This is a genomic window from Stenotrophomonas sp. G106K1 (assembly GCF_037969685.1).
Classification (GTDB): domain Bacteria; phylum Pseudomonadota; class Gammaproteobacteria; order Xanthomonadales; family Xanthomonadaceae; genus Stenotrophomonas; species Stenotrophomonas lactitubi.
On sequence record NZ_JBBPFR010000003.1, the window covers coordinates 262,139 to 285,764 of the forward strand.

Consider the following 23,626-nt stretch of genomic DNA (forward strand, 5'->3'; position numbering starts at 1 on the left):
AGCCTTCGCTAGACAGGAGCATTACCCCCATGGATATCTGGAACTGGGTCGAAAAACTGCAGGAAGACCTGCGCCAGGCCGGGCAGGCACAGAACGCCCACCTGCTGACCCGCCTTGCCGATGAAGTCAGTGAACTGCAGGTCGACCGCGTCGATGCACTGCTGCCCGAAGCGCGCGCGCTGGGCAAGGCGCTGGACAACCCCTGGGTCGACGTCTATGTCGGCCATTGGGCGCTGCGCAACCGCGTCGGCAACCGCGTGGAAGGTGAAAGCGCGCTGGGCGAGTCGGTGGCGCTGTTCGAGCGCGCACACCGTGCCGATACCCTGGACTGCCCGCAGTCGATCTGCGTCACCCAGGACCTTGCCGCCTGCTACGGCAACATCGATGGTCCGGGCTGGGTGCCCGAGCGCATCGAGGTCTGCGACGAGACGCTGGGCCGCATCGACCCGAGCTGGGCCTGCTTCCAGTGCCTGAGCTGCGAGAAGGCCGACGCGCTGCTGGACGACGGCCGCGGCCAGGACGCCTTGGACTACCTGCAGGTGCAGGCGGCGGCGATCCAGGCGCGGGGCAAGGAAGTGTTCGACAGCTTCCCGGAAATGCAGATCAAGATCCTGCTGGCCAGCGGCCGTGCGGCGGAGGCGCTGGCACTGATCGAGCAGCGCGAGGCCGAAGTGGCCGCCGCAGGCGAATACGAGCCGGCCAACTGCACGGTGCCGCGCCGGCTGTCCAAGGCCTGGGCGCTGGCTCAACTGGGACGTGATGAAGAGGCGCTGCAGCAGCTGGTGCCCTGGAGCGAGCTGACGCCGAACCACTGGCGGCTGTGGGCCAATACGGCTTCGACGCTGTGCAGTCGTGATGGCGAACGCAACACCTGGGATCTCGGCACGCGCTTCAACACCATCATCGAGCACTTCGCCACTGTTGGCGCGCATCGCCTGGTGATCGAGATCGCTGCACTGAGCCTGGAACTGGCCCTGCAGCGCGGTGCGCGCTGGGTGGCGCAGCGCCAGCTGGGCCTGGCCCGCACCCATCTGGGGCAACTGCGGCAGGACCGCGGCGCTGCCGCGCTGGTGGCTGGCTTGGCGGCACGGATCGAGGCGCTGCCGGAGACGGCACCGCTGCCGGTGCCTGCCGATGAACTGCTGGCGTGGCTGCAAGCACAGGGCGAACAGAACCAGTCGCGCGATCCCGAGCGTGAAGCGCAGTGGCTGCTGCAGGCGCACGCCGAGCGGCCGGACGACGGCGCGCTGGCCGAGGTGGCCGCCTCGGCGCTGCACGCCTGTGGCGCCAGGACCGAAGCGCAGGCACTGCTGTGGGACTTCGTGCGCGGCCACGCGCAGGAAGATGGCGCAGCGGCCTACACGCTGATGCGTTGGCTGGCCGAGCAGGGCGATGATGACGGCCTGCGCAGGCTGGCCGCGACCTACCGCGACAGCGTGCCGGTGTTCGCGCACTGGTGCGAGGTACAGCGTGCACGGCGTGCGTCCGACTGGCCGGCGCTGGAGCAGGCCGCGCAGGCGTTGCTGGCGTTGTCGCCGGGATCGAACGGTGCACGCGGGACGCTTGCCCGCATGTACATGGAGACCGGCCGCTTCAGCGAGGCGCAGGCCTGCTATGCGCAGCTGGTGGAACTGCTGGAAGAGCCAAACGCCGCGCACTGGGACCACATGAGTGCGGCCAGCGCGGCGCGCGACTGGGATGCGGTGCGCCGCTCGGCGGCAGCGATCGGCATGGAATTGTCCAGCCAGCAGGGCGTGGTCGAAGAGCCTTGGGGCTGGGTGATCATCCGCAGCGAAGAAGGCGGCGAGCCGATGGAGTACTACGCCCGCCGCAGCGGCCCGGTAACCGCGCGCATCGTCGAGAACGCACCGGCCAACCGCGCCCAGCAGGTCGGGGACTGGGTGGTATTCGACGCCGGCCTGGTACACCCCGCGCCAGAGGACGAAGCGGAGCGCGAGCACTTCATTCCGACCTATGCACAGGTGCATGTGCTGGAGCGGGGTGGTTTCGCGCGCAGCTGGCTGGTCGACGGCGCGCACCCGGGCGAGGAGGCATGGAATGACTTCGTCGAAGCGGCCGAGGCACAGGGCTGGAAGGTATGGGCGCATAGCCGTGCGGACTACACCGTGACCGATCCGGACGTGGAAGACGGGACGTTGCCGGGCCTGCTGTTCACCGTCGCCCAGCCACAGGACCATGCGCCGTTGGCGCTGCACCGCTTCCTGCAGCAGGCCACGGCGGATTGGGCACATCCACACTGCTGGCTGCGTCTGGCCGAGTCCTGCGACCAGGACCGCCAGCCGCATCTAGATGCGATCGAACGGTACGGGTTGTAATCTCTGCCGCGCTGCGCGCTCGCCGGGCATGGCCCGGCGTCCCTCCACCATCAAGGAACTGGATATGCGAAGGACAGGGATGTGGCTGATCATCGGCCTGCTGCTGGCCCCCACCGTGCAGGCCGCGCCGGTCTGCCAGCAACCGGCTGACGTGGCGCGCGCCTTCTTCGAAGCGACCACCGGCAAGGGCGACCTGCTGGCGCCGCCGCAGGCACTGGTCAGCGCGGCGTTTGCCGAGGCGCTGCACGGTGAGCGTGCCTGCCAGGTGCGCGAAGAGGGCATCTGCACGATCGATTCCGATCCGTGGCTGGACGCGCAGGACGGGGAGATCGACAGCCCGGTGCGCTACAGCTGGAAGCAGGCTTCAGCCACGGCCGGCCAGGTCGAGATGCGCTATGCGGTATGGAACAAGGCCTACGTGACGCGGTTGCCGATGGTGCGCAAGGGCGAGGGCTGCTGGCAGGTCGATGACATCCTCACCAACAGCGGCCGCTCGGTGCGCAGGATCCTGGCCCAGTCGCTTCCTTGAGCGTATGGGGCGTCCACGCATGGCGTGGATCTACTGCATCCCGGTTGCCGACCAGCGGCCGGTACTACTGGTGTTCGGGCATTCGCGACAGAGGCGTGCCGGCCGCCGGCCGGCAATCGGAGCACAGTAGATCCACGCCATGCGTGGATGCGGTCACCGCTCAGCGCGAATGCCCGAACACCAGCTCGATCACGAACTGGCTGCCGAAGAATGCCAGCAGCAGCAACAGCATCGCCGTCAGCGTCCAGTGCACCGCCTTCGTGCCGCGCCAGCCGTAGCGACGGCGGCCGATCAGCAGTACGCCGAACACGATCCACGACAGCACGCTGAGTACCGTCTTGTGCACCAGCTTCTGCGCCAGCAGGTCGTCGACGAACAGCACGCCGGTGACCAGGGTGAGGGTCAGCAGCGCGAAGCCGACGGTGATCACCCGGAACAGCAGCGATTCAAGGTCGGCCATCGGCGGCAGCGCACGCAGCCACGGACGGAATTCGCGGCGCCGCAGCGCACGCTCCTGCAGCCACAGCATGATCGCCAGCAGCGCAGCGATGCTCAACGTGGCGTAGGCCAGCAGCGCCAACCAGGCGTGGCTGGCCAGGCGCCAGCCCAGCAGCTTGCTCGGTTCGTGGCCGTAGCCGTGGTAGACCACCAGCAGCAGCGCGGCCAGCGGGAACACCACCACGCCCAGGGTGGACATGCGCCCGCGCGCGCCCACCAGCGAGGTCAGCCAGGCCATGCCCAGGCCGACCAGCGACAGCGCGGCGAAGAAGTGCATGTCCGGTCCGCCGGTCGTGCGCATCGCGACCAGCACGTGGTAACCGCCATGCAGCAGCATCGCCGGCAGCGCAGGCCACAGCCACACAGGCGCGGTCACCCCGTCGTTGCGACCAAGGGCGCGCACCAGCAGGGCGCTGGCGGCCAGGTAGAGCAGGACGGCGATGAGAACGATTGTCATCGTTGAAGTTTCGCATACCCCCGGGGTGCTGGCGACGGCCCTGGCGTCGCAGTCCGGGGAGCGCGGTGGACCCGTTATACTGTGGGCCTTATTGTCCCCCGCTTTCAGACAGGTTGCGCCGCATGTTCGAGTCCCTGACCCAGCGCCTTTCCGGCACCATCGAGCGCCTGCGCGGCCGTGGCCGCCTGACCGAAGAGAACATCCGCGAGGCGACCCGCGAGGTCCGCATCGCGCTGCTCGAAGCCGACGTCGCGCTGCCGGTGGTTCAGGCCCTGATCGAGCGCATCAAGGTGCGTGCGGTCGGCCAGGAAGTGCTGAAGTCGCTGACCCCGGGCCAGGCCCTGATCAAGGTCGTGCGCGACGAGCTGACCGCGGTGATGGGCGCCGAAGCCAGCGACCTGAACCTCAACGTTCCCGCTCCGGCCATCATCCTGATGGCGGGCCTGCAGGGCGCCGGCAAGACCACCACGGTCGGCAAGCTGGCCAAGCACCTGAAGGAAAAGCGCAAGAAGAAGGTGATGGTGGTCTCGGCCGACGTCTACCGTCCGGCGGCGATCGAGCAGCTGAAGACGCTGGCCGAGCAGGTGGGCGTGCTGTTCTTCCCGTCCAGCGCCGAGCAGAAGCCGGAGGCCATCGTCCGCGCCGCCATCGATGACGCGCGCAAGTCGTTCGTCGACGTGCTGCTGGTCGATACCGCCGGTCGCCTCGCCATCGACGAAGCGATGATGGCCGAGATCAAGGCCCTGCACGCTGCGGTCAACCCGGCTGAAACGTTGTTCGTGGTCGACGCCATGACCGGCCAGGACGCGGCCAATACCGCCAAGGCCTTCGGCGATGCACTGCCGCTGACCGGCGTGGTGCTGACCAAGACCGATGGTGACGCACGTGGCGGCGCCGCGCTGAGCGTGCGCTACATCACCGGCAAGCCGATCAAGTTCGTCGGTGTCAGCGAAAAGCCGGAAGGCCTGGACGTGTTCCACCCGGACCGTATCGCCAGCCGCATCCTCGACATGGGCGACGTGCTGTCGCTGGTCGAGCAGGTCGAGCAGCAGGTCGACAAGGACAAGGCGCAGAAGCTGGCCGAGAAGGTCGCCAAGGGCAAGAAGTTCGATCTGAACGACATGCGCGACCAGCTCGAGCAGATGCAGAACATGGGCGGCATCGGCGGTCTGATGGACAAGCTGCCGGGCCTGGGCCAGATTCCCGAGCACCTCAAGCAGCAGGTCAGCCAGGGCAAGGAAGTGCCGCGCATGATCGCCATCATCGGCTCGATGACCAAGAAGGAACGGCGCAACCCGAACCTGCTCAACGGCTCGCGTCGCGCCCGCATCGCCAAGGGCTCGGGCGTGACCCCGGCCGACGTCAACAAGCTCATGAAGCAGTACATGCAGATGGAAAAGATGATGAGCAAGATGGCCGGCGGCGGCATGAAGGGCATGATGCGCAGCATGAAGGGCATGATGGGCGCCATGGGCGGCCGTGGCATGCCGTTCCGCTGAGCGCTTGCTGTATCGAACGCTTGAACAACCCGCGGAATCAATCAAAGGAATGTGCATGAACAAGTCGATCGTGGTGATGGCGCTGGCCCTGGGCCTGGTTGCCTGCAAGGACGACACCTCCGTGTCGCAGAAGGCCGGCAGTGCCATCAGCGGCACCGCTGCCGATTTCGTCGCCGGGCTGGGCGAGGGCGTGGACAAGAAGATGAACGTGACGCTGCAGGCCGATCCGGGCCTGGCTGCGCGCGGGCTCACCGTCACCTTGGGCAAGAGCCGCGGCATGGGCTCCAAGGACGCAGCGGTCTACGTGGTGGCCGACAAGGCCTTCAAGGGCAAGCTGGTGGCGCGTGCGCTGGATGCCGAGGGCACCGAGATCGGCCGCGCCAGCGCCGAGGAAGAGTTCGCCGCGGATGACGCACGCTATGTGACGTTCAAGTTCAATGAGGAAATGGACAGCCAGCTGGTCCGCACCTACGCGGTGTCTGCCCGCTGAGCCAGGCGGGAGCAGATCGCCCGATGCGACGCTCCCGTCCACAATGCCTGGCGTATGCTGGCAGCGACTCCTCCCACAGGTGCGTCGCGTGAGCCTTTCGCCGATTCTCGAACGCGCCGACGATTTCTGTCGGCGTTTTTCATTGCAGCTGCCGATCCTGCTGGCACCGATGGCCGGTGCCTGTCCGGTTCCGCTTTCCGCCGCGCTGGCCAACGCCGGCAGCATGGGCGCGATGGGCGCCGTGTTGTCGCCGGCGGCTGAGATCAGCCGCTGGATGCAGGACTTCCGGACAGCGTCCAACGGGCCGGCGCAGGTGAACCTGTGGTTGCCCGATCCCGCGCCGGTGCGCGATGTGGCCGCCGAGGCCGCCACGCGTGCATTCCTGGGCCAGTGGGGGCCGGAGGTTGCGGCCAGCGCAGCGGATGCCACGCCTGCCGATTTCGAGGAGCAGTTCAGTGCGCTGCTGGCGGCACGGCCGGCGGTGGCCTCGACCATCATGGGCGTGCTGTCGCCGCATCATGTGCAGCAGTTGAAGGATGCGGGCATCGCCTGGATCGCCTGCGCTACGACGCTGGCCGAAGCGCGCGCTGCGCAGGATGCGGGGGCTGACGCGGTGGTCGCCCAAGGCGCCGAAGCAGGTGGCCATCGCGGCGCCTTCGATCCGATACGTGCAGAACAGCAGCTGGTCGGCCTGTTCGCACTGCTGCCGCGGCTGGCGGACAACCTGAAGATTCCGGTGATCGCTGCGGGAGGAATCGGCGATGGTCGTGGCATTGCTGCTGCGTTGATGCTCGGGGCCAGCGCGGTGCAGATCGGCACGGCCTTCCTGCGTACGCCCGAAGCGGCGTTGGCGCCGGCATGGGCCGATGCATTGGCCCGCAGCGAACCCGAAGACACCTGGCCGACCCGCGCGTTCAGTGGGCGCCTGGGCCGTGGCCTGGCGACCGCCTACGTGCGCGCCGCTGCCGCCGAGGGCGCACCTACGCCGCGCCCGTATCCGGTGCAGCGTGGCCTGACCGGACCGATGCGCAAGCAGGCCACGCAGGAAAACCGGCTTGCCGCGATGCAGGCCTGGGCCGGGCAGTCGGCGTGGATGGCACCGGCCGCGCCGGCCGCCGACGTGCTGCGTGATATGTGGCAACAGGCGCGGGCACTGCTGCGATGACGGTGACCTGCAACGGCGCAACCGCGCGGGCCGAAGACCTGCTGCCGGCGCTGACCAACTATGGCCACTTCACCTCGCTGCAGGTGCGCGGCCGCGCGGTGCAGGGGCTCGACCTGCATCTGCAGCGGCTGGCCCAGGCAACGCAGGAGCTGTTCGGCAGCGCGCTCGATATCGCGCAGGTGCAGGCGTGGATGGCGCAGGCGCTGCAGCAGGCCGGTCAGATCGATGCATCGATGCGGGTCACCGTGTTCTCGCGCCGTTTCGATTTCCGCGATCCGCTGGCCAGCGTGCCGGTAGATGTACTGGTTGCCGTGTCCGCGCCGGTCGCGCTGACCGCTCCCAGGCGCGTACGCAGCGTGACCTGGCAGCGCGAGCTGCCGCAGATCAAGCACGTCGGCACGTTCGGCCTGTTCGCCCAGCGCCGTGCCGCGCTGGCAGCGGGTTTCGACGACGCGCTGCTGGTGACTGCCGATGGGCAGATCAGCGAGGGCACGACCTGGAACCTGGCCATGCATGACGGCGAACACCTGGTCTGGCCGCAGGCGCCTGCGCTGCGGGGAACCGCTGAAGCGCTGCTGCAGGCGGGCTGGGCGGATCCGCAGCAGATCCGTCCGCTGCAACTGAATGAGCTGGCCGGCATGCAGGCCGCCTTCGCCTGCAATGCCAGCGGGCTGTGGGCACTGGACGCCATCGACGGTCAGGTGCTGCCGGGTTCGCAGGCCCTGGCCGAACAGGGCAGGGCGGTGCTGGCCCGGGTGCCCTGGCAGCCGCTTTCCTGAACGGAAGTCGCTGGGGTCAGATCCCTTTTGCTCGGCAAAAGGGATCTGACCCCGGGGTGGACGCCCGGGGTTGGCTCGGCCGCACTCTGCCGCTATAATCGCCCGCTTACCGCGCCATCCTGGCGACTGGGCAATAGGAAAAAAACCACCATGGTCAAGATTCGACTGACCCGCGGCGGCGCCAAGAAGCGTCCGTTCTACCACATCATCGTCACCGACGTCCGCAGCGCCCGCGACGGCCGCAACATCGAGCGCGTCGGCTTCTACAACCCGGTTGCACAGGGTGGCGAGAAGCGCATCGAGCTGGACCTGGCCCGCGTTGACCATTGGGTCAAGAACGGCGCCCAGCCGACCGAGAAAGTTCGCAACCTGATCAAGGAAGCGAGCAAGTCCCAGGCCGCTGCGGCCTGATCCTGACGGGCCGCGCCCTGGTGCGGCCCATCTGATTGAACGCAGATGAAAGATAACGAGCGCCGCATCCTGCTTGGCAGGATTGTCGGCGCTTTTGGTGTGCGCGGCGAAATAAAGCTCGAGTCCTGGACCGAGCCGCGTTCCGCTATTTTCCGTTACCAACCGTGGATCCTGCGCAGCCCCAACGGGCAGGAATCCACTCTTGAAGGCGCCCGTGGCCGGGATACCGGCAAGCACCTGGTGGCCCGCTTCCCGGGCATCGAGGATCGCGACACGGTCGAGGCGATGCATGGCACCGAGGTCTTTGTGGCCCGCAGTGCGCTGCCGCCGCCGAATGCCGACGAGTATTACTGGGTCGATCTGGAAGGCCTGGATGTGAAGACCGTCGAAGGCGTTGCCCTCGGCCAGGTCTCGCACCTGTTCAGTACCGGCGCCAACGATGTGGTGGTCGTACGCGGCGATCGCGAGCGGATGATTCCGTTCGTCGTGCCGGAGTTCGTCAAATCCGTCGACTTCGAGGCCAATCTGGTCGTGGTCGACTGGGACCCCGAGTTCTGAGTGTAAGCATGCGTTTCGACGTCATCACCCTGTTCCCCGATTTCCTCGCCCAGTCCGCTGGGCTGGGCGTGGTCGGCCGTGCGCAGGAAAAGGGGTTGTTCAGCCTGCATGGCTGGAATCCCCGTGACTACGCCGAGGGCAATTACCGCCGGGTGGACGATCGTCCGTTCGGCGGTGGCCCGGGCATGGTGATGCTGATCGAACCGCTGCAGGCCTGCCTGCAGGCGATCCGCGACGCCGATCCGACGCCTGCGCGGGTGATCCATCTCAGCCCGCAGGGCGCACCACTGACCCAGGCCAAGGTGCGGGAACTGGCGGCATTGCCGCGCATGGTCCTGCTCTGCGGCCGCTATGAAGGTATCGACGAGCGTTTCCTGGCCACCAATGTCGATGAGGAGATCTCCCTCGGCGACTATGTGCTGTCCGGTGGCGAGCTGGGGGCTGCGGTCATCATCGACGCGGTGGCCCGGCTGCAGGAAGGCGCCTTGAATGACGCCGAATCGGCCGCGCAGGACAGTTTCGAGGGGGACCTCGGCCTGCTCGACTGCCCACATTACAGCCAGCCGGCCCAGCATCCGCTGGGTGACGTGCCGGACGTGCTGCGCTCGGGCAACCATGCCGCCATCGCCGCCTGGCGCCGGCAGCAGTCGTTGATCCGTACCGCGCAGCGGCGCCCGGACCTGCTGGATGAACAGGCGCTGGGCAAGGCCGACCGCAAGCTGTTGGCCCTGGCCCGCCAGACCCCGGCAGAAAAGGGCAGGCCCTAGCGCCAGCCCCGCTTTATCGGCTATCATGGCCAATTACCGCCGGCCCAGGCTGGCGTGCAATACCCAAAACAAACGTGCAGCACAGTCCGGTGACTGCATGAGCCCACGCTGTCGAATGACACGCCCACCCGAACAATGAATCGGTGTAACCCATGAGCAAGCTGAACAAGTCCATCGTCGCGGAATTCGAATCCGCCCAGATCACCCGTGAACTGCCGCAGTTCAGCCAGGGCGACACCGTTGTCGTCAACGTGAAGGTGAAGGAAGGTGCCCGCGAGCGCGTGCAGGCCTATGAAGGCGTTGTCATCGCGACCAAGAACGGCGGCCTGAACTCCTCGTTCACCGTGCGCAAGATCTCGCACGGCTACGGCGTCGAGCGCGTGTTCCAGACCCACAGCGCCATCATCGACTCGGTCGAAGTGAAGCGTCGTGGTAAGGTCCGCGCCGGCAAGCTGTACTACCTGCGTGGCCTGGAAGGCAAGGCTGCCCGCATCAAGGAAGATCTGGCTGCTGCTGCTGCCGCCAAGGTTGCCCGTCTGGCAACCAAGGGCTGATAAACAACTTCGGTTGTTGCCGCGACGGCCGCCTTCGGGCGGCCGTTTGCGTTTGTGGTGTCGCCTCGTTAGTTTCAAGGGATGGATGAGACCGACCATCGATACCCGGCCGACATCCAGGTGGCATTGCGCTTCCTGGACGCTTCCGGCGTTCCGCGGCGGGAAGCGGCCCCTCTGCTGCACCGCATGCTGTGGCGGCTGGGTATCGCGCTGCCACCGCCGATACTGGCCGGGTTCCTGACCAATACGCTGCTGCAGGGCCTGCTGTTCGGCGTGTTCTGGACGGTGCTGATGTGGCTGCTGCTGTGGCAGGGCAGAGCCCCGGCGCTGGAGCTGCTGTTGCTTGCCGGGGTGGCCGCCGGCGCGATGTTCGGCCTGGTGATGGCCACCCTGATGTGGTTCCTGCGCGGCGCCCGCAAGCTGCCCACCTGGCAGCAGTTCCGCCGCAGCCTCTGAGGCCATGGCGCAGTGCGCCGTGACCGCTGCCGGGCTGCGGCGTACGCTCGGACCTTCGACCCCCATGGCCCCTGCGATGTCCGCCAAGCGACCTGCCAACTGTGCTGCGCCGAAGCTGCTGTCCGGCGGTAATCCGCAGATCGCCAAGGGGGAGGGCGATGCACCCGTGCAGGCCTATATCGCCGCCATGCCGGACTGGAAACGGGCCGTCGGTGCACGTCTGGATGCACTGATCGAACAGGCCGTGCCGGGCGTGCACAAGGCGGTGAAATGGAACTCGCCGATGTACGGCGTTGCTGCCGGCGAGGGCTGGTTCCTCAGCTTCCATTGCTTCGCCCGCTACATCAAGGTCGCATTCTTCCGCGGTGCGCGGTTGCAGCCTGTTCCGCCTGAACCATCCAAGAGCGCCGACACGCGTTACCTGCACATCCTTGAGAATGAGGCGCTGGACGAGGCCCGCTTCCTCGACTGGGTGCGGCAGGCCAGCGAATTGCCCGGCGAACGCATGTAGTTCCCCAGGATCTTTCCCCGTACGAGACCACACGATGGCCACGCAGAAGACCGATCCCGCAGATGCCGCTCTCCCCGCCGCCGCGCTGATCGATGCTCGTATTGCCGAGCTCGGTGATTGGCGCGGCGACATCCTCGCCCGCGTGCGCGCGCTGATCCACGAGGCGCTGCCGGACGTGGAGGAAACCTGGAAGTGGCGCGGCACACCGGTGTGGGAACACAACGGCATCCTGTGCACCGGCGAAAGCTACAAGCAGGCGGTGAAGCTGACCTTCGCCCACGGCGCCGCGTTGCCGGATCCGAAGGGTCTGTTCAATGCCAGCCTGGAAGGCGGCACGCGCCGCGCGATCGACATCCGCGAAGGCGAAATGCCCAACGCCACGGCGCTGAAGGCACTGCTGCGTGCAGCCGCCAAGCGCAACGCGGAAAAGAAAAAGCGGTAGTGCCGGCCGCTGGCCGGCAACTGCGCGATGTTTGCTACGTCCATGGAGTTGCGGGCCAGCGGCCGGCACTACCGGTGCATGTTCAACGCGGTGGGGTGGTTTCCAGCGCTGCATCCGGATCAGCCACCGGCGAAGGTGGGCAGGCCGGAATCTCCGATGGCGTGGCCAGTTCCTCCGCGTGCACCGGCTTGCTGATCATCCTCGCCTTGCGCCAGCCGCCCCAGCGGTAATACGCCAGCGACAGCAGCATCGATACCAACGAACCGGCCGGGAAGCTCCACCAGATCGCGTCCGCGCCCCAGTACGGCTGCAGGAATTCGGCGAACGGCACGCGCACGCCCCACAGCGACGCCGCCAGGATCAGCAGCGGCGGCAGCACCGCGCCGGTGGATCGCACCACGCCGGAGATCACGAAGCTGACGCCGAAGAACAGGAACGAACCAATCACGATGTGGTTCAGGTGCCGCGCGATCTGCAGCGACTCGCTGCCCTGCGGCAGGAACAAGGCCAGCGAATACTGGTCCAGCAGTACCAGCGGCAGGATCAACGCGCCGGTCAGCAGGAAGTTGAACAGAATGCCCTGGCGTGCGGTACCGCGCACGCGGTCCCAGCGCTGCGCACCGACATTCTGCGCGGCCATCGACGAACATGCCGCGCCGATCGCCATCGCCGGCATCTGCACGTAGTTCCACAGCTGCAGCGATGCACCGTAGGCTGCGCCGGTGTCGGTGCCGTACTGGTTGACCATCGTCATCAGCATGATCACCGACAGCGAGATCAGCACCATCTGCAGGCCCATCGGCACGCCCTTGACCACCAGCGCACGCAGGATGGTCATGTCCAGCTTGAACAGGTGCATGTCGGCGCGGCCCAGCCACAGCGTGTGCCGCTTGTGCCGCATGTACAGCAGCAGGCCAGCCAGCGACAGCGTCTGCGACACCAGCGTGGCCCAGGCCGAGCCGGCGATGCCCAGTTCCGGGAACGGCCCCATGCCGAAGATCAGCACCGGGTTCAGGGCGATGTCCAGCACCACCGAGACCAGCAGGAAACGGAACGGCGTGCGCGAGTCGCCGGCACCACGCAGCGCCGCACTGAGGAAGGCGAAGGCGTACAGCGTCGGCATCGCCAGGAAGATGATGCGCAGGTAGGCCTCGGCCAACGGCAGCGAGGCGGCAGGCGTGCCCATCGCCGCCAGCAGCGGGTGGGCCAGGAACCAGCCGGCGATGGCGATGATCACCGACAGGCCGATGAAGAACGTGGCGCTGGTGCCGACCACGCGCCGTGCCTGGGCGATGTCGCGTGCACCGATGGCCTGGCCGATCAGGATGGTCGAGGCCATGCCGAAGCCGAACACCGAACCGATCAGGAAGAACATGATGTTGTTGGCGTTCGCGGTTGCGGTCAGTGCCGCTTCGCCGAGGAAGCGCCCCACCCATACCGCATTCACCGAGCCGTTCAGCGACTGCGCGATGTTGCCTGCCAGGATCGGCAGCGCGAACAGCAGCAGGTTGCGGCCGATCGGGCCGGAGGTCAGGTCAAGCGGCGCTTTGGCCATGGAGTGGTGATCAATTCCTGGGAGGCGCACACTAGCATCAAGCCGGTTTGCAGGATGTGGCAATGCATCAACGACAGCAGGTGACGCGGATCATCGTGGTGGCCTTGATCGCAGCGGCACTGGCCGCATGTTCGTCAGGTGACCGGCTGGGCGATACCCAGATGCGGCCGACCGACCGCCCCGAGTGCCTGGTCGGCAGCCAGCGCCAGGATCTGGCGGCCGGAACGCCGGCATTGATCGGGGGCACGGGTTGCCGTACCGACCCCGACAATCCACGCCCCCTGAACAAGCGAACGGAGTAGTCCCTACCGATGTCCGAGCTTTCCCCGTTGGCGCCCAGCGTCCGTCTGGACATCTGGCTGTGGGCGGCCCGCTTCTTCAAGACCCGCAGCCTGGCAAAACAGGCAATCGAGACCGGCAAGGTATCCGTGGCCGGGCAGCGGCCGAAGTCCTCGCGCGCGGTGCGTGTGGGGGAGCAACTGGTGGTTGATCGCGGTGAAGAACACTTCGAGATCCAGGTACTGGGCTTGAGCGATCAGCGCGGTCCAGCGCCGGTGGCGCAGCAGCTGTATGTCGAAAGCGAAGCCTCCAGGGCGCGCCGCACCGAACTGCGTGCGCTGCGCATTGCCGCGCGTGATGGCTACCAGGCGCCGGAGCACAAGCCGGACAAGCGCGCGCGACGGTTGATCCGCGCCCTGGGTGATCTTGACGCGCTTTGACGGTATTTGCCGGATTGAACCGGCAAGCGCTCTGGTAGCCGCCCACCTTGGTGGGCGCTGTGCCGCCCGCGCTCAGCCACCGTTCGGCTTAGGCCCCGCACGTTGGATGGTCTCCTCAAGGAAGCCCACCATGTTCCTGCGCCGCAGCCTGCTGTGCCTGGTCCTGTCCGCCGCCGTCCCGGTGTTCGCCGCCGACATCACCTTCTGGGATACGCCGCAACGCGGTGGCAACAGCTTCAATGAAGCGCCGCCGGACAAGGCCTATTTCCAGGCATTGCGTGCGACCGGCGCCACCTGGGTACGACTGACCCCGGACAAGTGGCGCAGTGCCGGCGGCCGCGATTTCCTGATGGGCGATGCCGACCATTATCAAGGACTGGTCGAGGCCGACGTGGCCAAGCTGCGCCGCGCGCTGGATGACGCCAATGCCTCGGGATTGAAAGTGGTGCTGGTGCCGCTGTCACTGCCGCTGCTGCGCTGGAAACAGAAGAACGGCGATGTGGTCGACCAGCGCCTGTGGCAGTCCTTCGACAACCACGCACCTGCGCAGCGCTTCTGGCGTGATCTGGCTGTCGCGCTGAAGGGGCATCCGGCGCTGGCCGCCTACAACCTTATCAATGAGCCGGCGCCGGAATACGGCACCACGCTGGCCGAACATGCCTCCCGCGAGGACATGCTCAAGTGGTACGCCGGGGTGCAGGGCGGGCCGCGCGATCTGCGCCAGCTGTACAAGGAGCTGGTGGCCAGTGTGCGAGCGGTCGATGCAGACATGCCATTGATGCTTGATGCCGGCTGGTATGCCGCGGCCGATGCGTTCGACTACTGGCCTGCGCCGCTGGACGACGCGAAGCTGCTGTACAGCGTGCACATGTACGAGCCATACGCGGCCACCAGTGCGCCGAATCAGAAGCGCAGCACACCGTACCGCTATCCCGCCGAAGTGCCGTTCGGCGACCGCAGCGAGCGCTGGCATGCCGCGCGCGTGCGCAGCTACCTGCAGCAGCCGATGGACTGGGCGAAGACACATGGCATCGGCGCCAACCGCATGGTGATCGGCGAGTTCGGCTGCATGCGTCGCTGGCCGGATTGCGGCCGCTACCTGCGCGACGTGCTGGACGTGGCCGAGCAGCAGAAGGTGCACTGGGCGTTCTACGCATTCCGCGAAGACGGCTGGGACGGCATGGATTACGAGCTGGGCGACAAGGCGTTGCCATGGTCGTACTGGCAGGCGGTTGAAAAGGGTGAAGCCGTGCAGCCGCCGCGTTCGATGCAGGCGCCGCTGTTCTCACCGATTCTGGAGCGGCTGAAGGCAGGGGCGCGCTGACGCCTACGCGGTAGCGCCGGGCCACGCCCGGCGGTTGCATCGGTAGACGCCCACCTTGGTGGGCGTTGTGCCATGTGCCAAACAAGGTTGGCACCTACCGAATCATGGCGCGAACGCTTTGGTAGTCGCCCACCTTGGTGGGCGTTGTGCCGCGTGCCGCATGCCAACCAAGGTTGGCACCTACCAGAGCACGTCAACCGTGCAGGTCGTAGCGGTCCAGTTCCATCACCCGCGTCCAGGCGGCGATGAAATCCTGCACGAACTTCTTCTCGCCATCGGCACTGGCATACACCTCGGCCAATGCGCGCAGCACGGCGTTGGAGCCGAACACGAGATCCGCACGGGTGCCGGTCCAGCGTGCAGCGCCATCGTTGCGGCCGCGGCCTTCATAGCTTTCGCGACCGGTCGCCTTCCAGGTCGTGCCCATGTCCAGCAGGTTGACGAAGAAGTCGTTGCTCAACGTGCCGGGACGGTTGGTGAACACGCCGTGCCTGCCGCCATCGACGTTGGCGCCGAGCACGCGCAGACCACCGACCAAGGCAGTCATTTCCGGTGCGGTCAGGGTCAGCAGCTGCGCCTTGTCGATCAACAGCGCCTCACCCGGCACGCTGTAAGCGCCCTTGAGGTAGTTGCGGAAACCATCGGCAGCCGGCTCCAGTACCGCGAACGATTCGACGTCGGTCTGCTCCTGGCTGGCATCGGTGCGGCCCGGCGTGAACGGCACGCTCAGGTCGTGGCCGCCGGCCTTTGCCGCCTGCTCGATGCCGACGCCACCGGCCAGCACGATCAGGTCGGCCAGCGACACCTGCTTGCTGCCTGCGCCGTTGAACTCGGTCTGGACCTTTTCCAGCGCGGCCAACACCTTGGCCAGCTGCTGCGGCTGGTTCACCGCCCAATCCTTCTGCGGCGCCAGTCGCACGCGCGCACCGTTGGCACCACCGCGCTTGTCCGAGCCGCGGAAGGTCGACGCCGAAGCCCACGCCGTCGACACCAGCTCTGCCACGCTCAGCCCAGTTGCCGCGATCTTCTGCTTCAGCGCGGCGATGTCCTTGGCGTCGATCAACGGGTGCTTGGCTTCCGGCACCGGGTCCTGCCAGATGAATTCCTCGGCCGGAACTTCCGGGCCCAGGTAGCGCGCACGCGGACCCATGTCGCGATGGGTCAGCTTGAACCAGGCGCGGGCGAACGCATCGGCGAAGGCCTGCGGATCCGCAAGGAATTTCCGCGAGATCTTTTCGTAGGCCGGGTCCATGCGCAGCGACAGGTCGGTGGTCAGCATGGTCGGGCGGTGCTTCTTCGACGGATCGTGCGCATCGGGGATCACCGCATCCGCGTTCTTGGCGACCCACTGGTGGGCGCCAGCCGGGCTCTTGCTCAGCTCCCACTCGTGGCCGAACAGGATCTCGAAGAAGTCATGGCTCCACTGTGCGGGCGTACGGGTCCAGGTGACTTCCAGGCCGCTGGTGATGGTGTCGCCACCCTTGCCACTGCCGAAGCTGTTGGCCCAGCCCAGGCCCTGGCTTTCCAGGCCTGCTGCTTCCGGTTCCTTGCCGACGTTGTCGGCCGGACCGGCGCCGTGGGTCTTGCCGAAGCTGTGGCCACCGGCGATCAGGGCGACGGTTTCTTCGTCGTCCATCGCCATGCGGCCGAAGGTGTCACGGATGTCATGCGCGGCCAGTACCGGATCGGGATTGCCGTCCGGGCCTTCCGGGTTCACGTAGATCAGGCCCATCTGCACTGCGGCCAGCGGGTTTTCCAGTTTGCGCGAATGCACGTCGCCATCAGCGTCGTCATCGGACACCAGCACGCCGTGGTTCTCTTCCACACCTTCCGAGCCGTGCTTGTAACGCACGTCGCCGCCGAGCCAGGTGGTCTCGCGGCCCCAGTACACGTCCTGGTCCGGCTCCCAGGTATCGGGACGGCCGCCGGCAAAGCCGAGCGTCTTGAAGCCCATCGATTCCAGTGCGACGTTGCCGGTCAGGATCAGCAGGTCGGCCCAGGAAATGGCCTGGCCGTATTTCTGCTTGATCGGCCACAGCAGGCGCCGCGCCTTGTCCAGGCTGACATTGTCCGGCCAGCTGTTGAGCGGCGCGAAGCGCTGCTGGCCGCGGCCACCGCCACCACGGCCATCGTCGATGCGGTAGGTGCCGGCGCTGTGCCACGCCATGCGGATGAACAGGCCGCCGTAATGGCCGAAGTCGGCCGGCCACCAGTCCTGCGAGTCGGTCATCAACGCCTTCAGGTCGGCCTTCAGGGCGCTGTAGTCCAGCCCGTTGAAGGCCTTGGCGTAGTCGAAGCCCGCATCAAGGGGATTGGAGCGCGTGGAGTGCTGGTTGAGCAGGTCAACGCGCAGCTGGTTCGGCCACCAGTCGCGGTTGGTCGTCGCATCACCGACGACGGCATGGTTGAACGGGCACTTCGCTTCGCTTTTCATGGGTCTCTACCTGTGGACTGGCGAATGAGGGAATCAGATCGCTTACCCACCATAGGCATCGCCTAACGATGGGTAAATTCGATTGATTCAACCGATGCGATAGTGGCTACCTATGGTCGGCGGCGCTTGCATCGTTGTGCGCGATCAGCGCTTGAGCAGGCCCGCGCCGAGCTTGAACAGATCGCTTGCGCCGAACTGGCCATCGCCGTCCTGGTCGAGCGCACCGCCGAGCAGGCTGCCGATGCCGCCGCCGGACTGCTGTGCTTCCTGGCCCAGGGCCTGGCTGAGCTGGCCGGCGTTGCCGCTCTGGGCAAACCGCTGGGCCAGGAACGACATGACGATGGGGGCGAGGATCGCCAGCAGCTGACTGGACTTGCCGCTGTCCAGGCCGGTCTTCTGGCCCAGCGCTTCGGCCGCCTGGGAGGTCTGCCCGCCGAATACGTGGCCGAGGATGCCGGCACCGTTGGTGGCGTTGCCGCCGCCACCGCCCATCACCGCGCCGAGGATGCTGCCGAGATCGAAACCGCCGCCACCGCCGCCCGAACCGAGGTGGTCGCGCTGCAGGGCATTGAGCAGGGACTGCGCACCCTGCGGCTCACTGGCGTTCTGGCCCATCGCGCCGAGCAGCAGGGGCAGGGCGCTGCCGACGGCCTGGGTGGCCTGGCTGCTGTCCAGGCCGAGCTGCTGTGACACCTGCTGCAGGCCTTGGCCCTGCTGCAGCTGCTGGAAGAGGGATGCAGCGAGGGATTCGGTGTTCATGGCGGTCTCCGGTCTGTGAAGGACGAACCGCCCGAGCATAACGCCGTGTACACGACGGAAGTGCGAAGGGCAGCCGAGCGTGGGCTCGGCTCTACAACGGTAGCGCCGGGCCATGCCCGGCGGCCGGGATTACAACAGCGCCTTCAACCGGTACAGCGCTTCCAGTGCCTGCTTCGGGGTCAGCTCGTCCGGGTCGATCGCGGCCAGCGCCTCCTGCGCCTTGTTCGGCGGTGCAGCAAACAGCCCGAACTGCTGGGGGGCATCCAGCGCCTGCGGGGCGAGTCCGGCGGCATGGCTTTCGCCGCCGCGCTGCTCCAGCTCGGCCAGGCGTCGACGCGCCTGTGCCACGGTGGCGCGCGGCAGGCCGGCCAGCGCGGCCACCTGCAGGCCGAAGCTGCGGTTGGCCGGGCCGTCCTTCACCGCATGCATGAACACCAGCGCTTCGCCGTGCTCGACGGCATCCAGATGCACGTTGGCGATGCCGCTGCGGCCGCCCTCGTGCTGCTCGTCGGCCAGCGCGGTCAGTTCGAAGTAATGGGTGGCGAACAGCGTGTAGCAGCGGTTCTCGTAGGCGAGGTGGCGCGCCACCGCGTCGGCCAGCGCCAGGCCATCGTAGGTGGAGGTGCCGCGGCCGATCTCGTCCATCAGCACCAGCGAATGCGCGGTGGCGTGATGCAGGATGTAGCTGGTTTCAGCCATCTCGACCATGAAGGTCGACTGCCCCCGGGCAAGATCGTCGCCGGCGCCGATGCGGGTCAGGATGCGGTCGATCGGGCCGATCAGCGCGCGGCTGGCCGGCACGAAGCTGCCGATGTGGGCCAGCAGCACGATCAGCGCGTTCTGCCGCATGTAGGTCGATTTACCGCCCATGTTCGGGCCGGTGATGACCAGCATGCGACGGTCCGGGTGCAGGTCCAGGTCGTTGGGCTCGAACGGCTGGTCACGCACCGCTTCCACCACCGGATGGCGGCCGCGTTCGATGTTCAGGCACGGCTCGGCCTGCAGCTCCGGGCGCGCCCAGTCCAGCGCCTGCGCACGCTCGGCGAAGGCGGCCAGCACATCCAGTTCGCTGAGTGCGGCGGCGCACTGCTTGAGCGGCTCCAGCTGGGTGCCCAGCGTGTCCAGCAGCTGCTCGTACAGGTACTTCTCGCGCGACAGCGAACGGTCGCGGGCGGACAGCACCTTGTCCTCGAACGCCTTCAGTTCTTCGGTGATATAGCGCTCGGCATTGGTCAGTGTCTGCCGGCGGGTGTAGTGCACCGGCGCGCGCTCGGACTGGCCCTTGCTGATTTCGATGTAGTAGCCGTGCACACGGTTGTAGCCGACCTTCAGGGTGGCGATGCCGCTGCTCTCGCGCTCACGCTGTTCCAGGTCGACCAGGAACTGGTCGGCGTGGGTCGACAGGCGGCGCAGTTCATCCAGCTCGGCGTCGAAGCCATCGGCCAGCACGCCACCATCGCTGAGCTTGAGCGGCGGCATCTCGGCGATGGCGCTGGCCAGCAGGTGCGCACACTCGTCGTGCTCGCCGAGCGCCGCGTGCAGGGTCTGCAGGCGCGGTGAATCCAGCGGTGCCAGCACTTCGCGGACGGCCGGCAGCAGGCCGAGGCCATCGCGCAGGGTGGAGAAGTCGCGCGGCCGCGCCGAGCGCAGGGCGACGCGGGTGAGGATGCGTTCCAGGTCGCCGAGACGACGGAACTGCTCGCGGATATCTGCGTCCGCGCCGCGGTCGATCAGTGTTTCCACCGCGTGGTGGCGCTGCACCAGAACCTCACGCAGGCGCAGCGGCCGATGCAGCCAGCGGCGCAGCAGGCGGCCACCCATCGGCGTCACCGTGCTGTCGAGCACGCCGAGCAGGGTGTTGCGGGTATCGCCGTCGACGCGGGTGTCCAGCTCCAGATGGCGACGCGTGGCCGCGTTCATCGCGATCGCTTCGCTGGCGGTCTCCATCGAGATGGAGGTCAGGTGCGGCAGGCGCTGCTTCTGGGTTTCCTCGACATAGCCGAGCAGGGCGCCGGCAGCGGCGGTGGCGCGCGGCTTGTCGTCGATGCCGAAGCCGCTCAGGTCGTGCAGCTTGAAGAAGTTCAGCAGCTGACGGCGGCCACTGTCGGCGTCGAACAGCCACGGCGCGCGGCGACGCACGCCGCTGCGCTGACGCAGGAAGTCGGGCCAGTTCTCTTCGTCGGGCACCAGCAGTTCGGCCGGCTCCAGACGGGCCAATTCGGCTTCCAGCGCGTCATCGGTATCCACTTCGTTGACCAGGAAGCGGCCGCCGGCCAGATCGGCCCAGGCCAGCCCATAGCCGCTCTTGCTGCGCGACAGGGCCATCAGCAGGGTGTCGCGGCGCTCGTCCAGCAGCGCTTCGTCGGTGACCGTGCCGGGGGTGACGACGCGCACCACCTTGCGCTCGACCAGGCCCTTGGCCAGCGCCGGATCGCCGATCTGTTCGCAGATCGCCACCGATTCGCCCAGCGCGACCAGTCGTGCGAGGTAACCCTCGTAGGCGTGCACCGGCACACCAGCCATCGGAATCGGTGCACCACCGGAGCTGCCGCGCTGGGTCAGGGTGATGTCGAGCAGGCGCGCGGCCTTGCGCGCGTCGTCGTAGAACAGCTCGTAGAAATCGCCCATGCGGAAGAACAGCAGCAGGTCCGGGTAGTCGGACTTGGCTGCGAAGAACTGCTTCATCAGCGGGGTGTGTTCGGCGGACTTGTCTTTGGACATGGGACTCGTGGATCAGGGGCATCCGCTCGCGCCGGAAGGCAGCGGGGGCGGAGCGGGTACAGGGTCGTCCATGTTAACGGGTAGGGGCCCGGGGTGCCTCGATTGCCAGGGGGGCTGGTCCATCCGAACAGGTGCCGTGGCACGCACGGCCCAACTGCACGGGGGCGCGCACAGGACCGGTTGCGCGCATCGCTGTCGACGCCGGCCTCAGGCCGGCAGCAGCACAATGTTCGGGTGGCTGGCGAAGATCTCCATCACGATCTGGAAATAGGTCGGCCCCTCGCCGCGTTGCAGGGCGTCCAGCTGGCGGCTGATGGTTTCGGCATTGAACGTACCCGGCTGCCGCAGCTTGTCTTCCAGCCACGCACGCGTGGCCTGCAACCCCAGTGCCTCGCGGCTGCGGTCGATGTCGTGCCAGACCACCGTGGCGGTTTCGTGCCCCGCCAGCGCGCCATGGCCGCCGTACAGCAGATCGTCCAGCGCATCGAGGCTGGGCCCGAGCTGCCAGTCTTCGCCGGGCATGAACACCCGGTTGATCTCCGCATACAGACTGGGGATGTCAACGATGGTGGCGCCTTCGATCTGCAGGAATACGGTCATGCGCCAACTGTAGCGTGGGTTGTCGGCAGGGGCTGTGCTGAACGCTGTTGCTTTGCGACGTCGCGCGTGCCCACGCATACTCACAATGTCTGTCTGCGGTGTGCTTTCCCGTAGTTCTGGGCATTTGAAAATTTCCCTATAGAAATCCTCCGGGCAGCCGATAGCCTATGCGTCACTTCGCGTCGGGCGCGGTGGCGTGCCGTTGAATATCCCCGGCGAACCTCGATTCAAGCCATCGGGTTGGCCCTTCTCCCTTCCGGGAGCAGGACCGCTGACGCGTGGCATCAAAACCTGGAATTGATTGTGCGAGCAAGGAAGAAGTCTGCGCGCTGTGCGCGCCGCGGAGGTGGAGGGTTGGTGCTTCTGGCCATGGCCTTCGGTGTTGCTGCCCAGCAGGTGGGTGACCCGGGTGCACAGGAGCTGTTGCGCCAGCAGGAACGCGAACGCGTACTGCGCGAGCAGCAGGAAAGCCGGCCCGATGTGCGCCTTGAGAGCAGCAAGGGTGAACAGGGTGAGCGCCTGCCGGCGCAGGAGCAGCCCTGCGTGCGCATTGAGCGCATCGTGCTGGAAGGCGAGGCCGCCAAGCGCTTCCAGTGGGCGCTGGCCGCAGCCGATCCGCGCGAAGATCCCACCAGCGGCCGCTGCCTGGGCACTGAAGGCATCAACGTGGTGATGAAGCGCGTGCAGAACGCGATCATCGCGCGCGGCTATGTCACCACCCGCGTGCTGTCGGCCCCGCAGGATCTGAATACCGGCACGCTGACGCTGTCGGTGGTGCCCGGGCGATTCCGCGAGGCGGTGTTCACCGAGGCGGATGGGCGGCATCCGGCCATCGCCAATGCGCTGCCGATCCGCAGCGGTGGCCTGCTCAACCTGCGGGACATCGAGCAGGGCCTGGAAAACCTGCAGCGCGTGCCCACCGTCAGCGCGGACATCAAGATCGCACCCGCCGATGGCGAAGGTGCCGCACCCGGGCAGAGCGACCTGCAGATCGACTGGAAGCAGCGTTCGCCGTTGCGCGCCAGCGTGACCCTGGACGATGCCGGCAGCCAGGGCACCGGCAAGCTGCAGGCCAACACCACACTGTCGCTGGACAATCCGCTGGGCCTGAACGAGCTGTTCTACGTCAGTGCCGGGCGCGGCGTGTTCAATGGCAAAGGCAAGGACACCAACAGCTGGACCGCGCACTACGACGTGCCCTATGGCTACTGGCTGTTCGGCGCCACGGCCAGTGCCTACGACTACCGCCAGACCGTGGTCGGGGCCTACGAAAGCTATGACTACAGCGGCCGCAGCGGCAATGCCGAGGCGCGGGTGGATCGCCTGCTGCTGCGCAACGCCAAGACCAAGCTGGGCATCTACGGCCGCGGTTGGCAGCGCACGTCGAAGAACTACATCGACGATACCGAGATCGAGGTGCAGCGCCGCCGTACCTCCGGCTGGGAACTGGGTCTGACCCACAAGCAGTTCATCGGCGCGGCCACGCTCGATGCGACGCTGGCCTACCGGCGCGGCACCGGCGCCTTCCATGCACTACGTTCGCCCGAAGAGATGGCGCAGGCGTGGGATCCGACCCTGCCGTTGGAAGGCACCTCGCGGATGAAGGTGATCACCGCCGACGCACAGTTCACCGTGCCGTTCCAGCTGGGCAAGCAGCGCCTGCGTTACACCGCTGCCTGGCGCGCGCAGTGGAACCGCACGCCGTTGTCGCCCCAGGATCGCTTTGCGATTGGTGGCCGCTACACGGTGCGTGGATTCGACGGCGAAAGCTCGCTCAGCGGTGAGCGCGGCTGGTCGCTGCGCAACGATCTGTCGCTGGGCATCGGCGGCGGCCAGGAGTTCTACGTCGCCGCCGACTACGGCCGCATCGGCGGGCCATCGGCGCAATGGCAATCCGGCCGCGATCTGGCCGGCATGGCGATGGGCCTGCGCGGCGGCTGGCAGCAGCTTTCCTGGGACGGCTTCGTGGGCTCGGCCCTGCACAAACCGGCCAACTTCCCGACCGACTACACCACCTTCGGCTTCAGCCTGGCGTGGCGTTACTGATCTGACACAAGGATTC

At 67.0% G+C, this 23,626-nt stretch carries 23 protein-coding genes; 17 read left to right on the plus strand and 6 right to left on the minus strand.

Annotated elements, in window-relative coordinates; translation table 11 throughout:
• The first annotated feature begins 29 nt into the window (after positions 1-29).
• Entirely contained in the window at positions 30-2,336 is a 2,307-nt protein-coding gene (locus tag WKB25_RS05215; RefSeq protein ID WP_340569094.1) for a tetratricopeptide repeat protein, read from the plus strand.
• A gap of 64 nt (positions 2,337-2,400) precedes the next feature.
• Positions 2,401-2,865, plus strand: coding sequence for a hypothetical protein (locus WKB25_RS05220; protein WP_340569096.1), 465 nt, complete (start codon positions 2,401-2,403; stop codon positions 2,863-2,865).
• Between the two features lie 160 nt (positions 2,866-3,025).
• Here the strand turns inward: WKB25_RS05220 and ccsA are convergent, their stop codons facing one another.
• The gene (gene ccsA, locus WKB25_RS05225; RefSeq protein WP_180164013.1) at positions 3,026-3,820 is read right to left on the minus strand and encodes a cytochrome c biogenesis protein CcsA; all 795 of its coding nucleotides are present in this window, start codon (positions 3,818-3,820) and stop codon (positions 3,026-3,028) included.
• A 122-nt stretch (positions 3,821-3,942) separates the two neighbouring features.
• Between ccsA and ffh the strand changes: the two genes are divergently transcribed.
• The 11 genes from ffh to WKB25_RS05280 all read left to right on the plus strand — a co-directional run bounded on the left by ffh (position 3,943) and on the right by WKB25_RS05280 (position 11,452).
• Complete coding sequence (ffh, locus tag WKB25_RS05230; protein WP_099821058.1) at positions 3,943-5,319, plus strand: signal recognition particle protein; 1,377 nt, start codon at positions 3,943-3,945, stop codon at positions 5,317-5,319.
• Between the two features lie 55 nt (positions 5,320-5,374).
• Entirely contained in the window at positions 5,375-5,809 is a 435-nt protein-coding gene (locus WKB25_RS05235; RefSeq protein WP_099821059.1) for a hypothetical protein, read from the plus strand.
• 88 nt (positions 5,810-5,897) lie between these two features.
• On the plus strand, positions 5,898-6,974 hold the full coding sequence (locus WKB25_RS05240; RefSeq protein ID WP_340569099.1) for a nitronate monooxygenase: 1,077 nt from the start codon (positions 5,898-5,900) through the stop codon (positions 6,972-6,974).
• Positions 6,971-7,753, plus strand: coding sequence for an aminotransferase class IV family protein (locus tag WKB25_RS05245; RefSeq protein WP_340569101.1), 783 nt, complete (start codon positions 6,971-6,973; stop codon positions 7,751-7,753). The genes WKB25_RS05240 and WKB25_RS05245 overlap by 4 nt, the downstream gene beginning before the upstream one ends.
• A gap of 150 nt (positions 7,754-7,903) precedes the next feature.
• The gene (gene rpsP / locus WKB25_RS05250; RefSeq protein WP_025873821.1) at positions 7,904-8,164 is read left to right on the plus strand and encodes a 30S ribosomal protein S16; all 261 of its coding nucleotides are present in this window, start codon (positions 7,904-7,906) and stop codon (positions 8,162-8,164) included.
• 45 nt (positions 8,165-8,209) lie between these two features.
• On the plus strand, positions 8,210-8,722 hold the full coding sequence (gene rimM / locus WKB25_RS05255; protein ID WP_025873820.1) for a ribosome maturation factor RimM: 513 nt from the start codon (positions 8,210-8,212) through the stop codon (positions 8,720-8,722).
• A gap of 8 nt (positions 8,723-8,730) precedes the next feature.
• Positions 8,731-9,489: a tRNA (guanosine(37)-N1)-methyltransferase TrmD gene (gene trmD, locus WKB25_RS05260; RefSeq protein ID WP_340569103.1), complete on the plus strand. Its 759-nt coding sequence runs from the start codon at positions 8,731-8,733 to the stop codon at positions 9,487-9,489.
• 152 nt (positions 9,490-9,641) lie between these two features.
• Entirely contained in the window at positions 9,642-10,043 is a 402-nt protein-coding gene (rplS, locus tag WKB25_RS05265) for a 50S ribosomal protein L19 (RefSeq protein ID WP_099821063.1), read from the plus strand.
• Positions 10,044-10,124: 81 nt separating this feature from the next.
• A complete protein-coding gene (locus tag WKB25_RS05270; protein WP_340569104.1) occupies positions 10,125-10,499 on the plus strand; it encodes a DUF6404 family protein in 375 nt (124 codons plus the stop codon).
• A gap of 76 nt (positions 10,500-10,575) precedes the next feature.
• Positions 10,576-11,010, plus strand: a complete 435-nt coding sequence (locus tag WKB25_RS05275) for a DUF1801 domain-containing protein (protein WP_340569105.1) — start codon at positions 10,576-10,578, stop codon at positions 11,008-11,010.
• 34 nt (positions 11,011-11,044) lie between these two features.
• Positions 11,045-11,452: a DUF1801 domain-containing protein gene (locus WKB25_RS05280; RefSeq protein WP_340569106.1), complete on the plus strand. Its 408-nt coding sequence runs from the start codon at positions 11,045-11,047 to the stop codon at positions 11,450-11,452.
• An 82-nt stretch (positions 11,453-11,534) separates the two neighbouring features.
• On the opposite strand, the gene WKB25_RS05285 is transcribed toward WKB25_RS05280, so the two are convergent.
• Positions 11,535-13,007 carry an MATE family efflux transporter gene (locus tag WKB25_RS05285; protein WP_089239656.1) on the minus strand — a complete coding sequence of 491 codons (1,473 nt, stop codon included), beginning with the start codon at positions 13,005-13,007 and terminating at the stop codon, positions 11,535-11,537.
• 62 nt (positions 13,008-13,069) lie between these two features.
• Here WKB25_RS05285 and WKB25_RS05290 point away from each other — a divergent pair, with 62 nt between their 5' ends.
• The 3 genes from WKB25_RS05290 (at position 13,070) to WKB25_RS05300 (ending at position 15,050) form a co-directional block, all read left to right on the plus strand.
• On the plus strand, positions 13,070-13,309 hold the full coding sequence (locus tag WKB25_RS05290; protein ID WP_340569109.1) for a hypothetical protein: 240 nt from the start codon (positions 13,070-13,072) through the stop codon (positions 13,307-13,309).
• Between the two features lie 9 nt (positions 13,310-13,318).
• On the plus strand, positions 13,319-13,726 hold the full coding sequence (locus WKB25_RS05295; protein ID WP_340569110.1) for an RNA-binding S4 domain-containing protein: 408 nt from the start codon (positions 13,319-13,321) through the stop codon (positions 13,724-13,726).
• Positions 13,727-13,856: 130 nt separating this feature from the next.
• Positions 13,857-15,050 (plus strand): cellulase family glycosylhydrolase, encoded by a 1,194-nt coding sequence (locus WKB25_RS05300; RefSeq protein WP_340569112.1) that lies wholly within the window; start codon positions 13,857-13,859, stop codon positions 15,048-15,050.
• A 193-nt stretch (positions 15,051-15,243) separates the two neighbouring features.
• Here the strand turns inward: WKB25_RS05300 and katG are convergent, their stop codons facing one another.
• The 4 genes from katG to WKB25_RS05320 all read right to left on the minus strand — a co-directional run bounded on the left by katG (position 15,244) and on the right by WKB25_RS05320 (position 21,564).
• On the minus strand, positions 15,244-17,484 hold the full coding sequence (gene katG, locus WKB25_RS05305; protein ID WP_340569114.1) for a catalase/peroxidase HPI: 2,241 nt from the start codon (positions 17,482-17,484) through the stop codon (positions 15,244-15,246).
• A 144-nt stretch (positions 17,485-17,628) separates the two neighbouring features.
• Positions 17,629-18,243 (minus strand): DUF937 domain-containing protein, encoded by a 615-nt coding sequence (locus WKB25_RS05310; protein WP_340569116.1) that lies wholly within the window; start codon positions 18,241-18,243, stop codon positions 17,629-17,631.
• Between the two features lie 129 nt (positions 18,244-18,372).
• A complete protein-coding gene (gene mutS, locus WKB25_RS05315; RefSeq protein ID WP_340569118.1) occupies positions 18,373-20,964 on the minus strand; it encodes a DNA mismatch repair protein MutS in 2,592 nt (863 codons plus the stop codon).
• Between the two features lie 207 nt (positions 20,965-21,171).
• On the minus strand, positions 21,172-21,564 hold the full coding sequence (locus WKB25_RS05320) for a ribonuclease inhibitor (RefSeq protein ID WP_340569119.1): 393 nt from the start codon (positions 21,562-21,564) through the stop codon (positions 21,172-21,174).
• A gap of 369 nt (positions 21,565-21,933) precedes the next feature.
• Here WKB25_RS05320 and WKB25_RS05325 point away from each other — a divergent pair, with 369 nt between their 5' ends.
• On the plus strand, positions 21,934-23,610 hold the full coding sequence (locus WKB25_RS05325; protein WP_340569139.1) for a ShlB/FhaC/HecB family hemolysin secretion/activation protein: 1,677 nt from the start codon (positions 21,934-21,936) through the stop codon (positions 23,608-23,610).
• Positions 23,611-23,626: the final 16 nt, after the last annotated feature.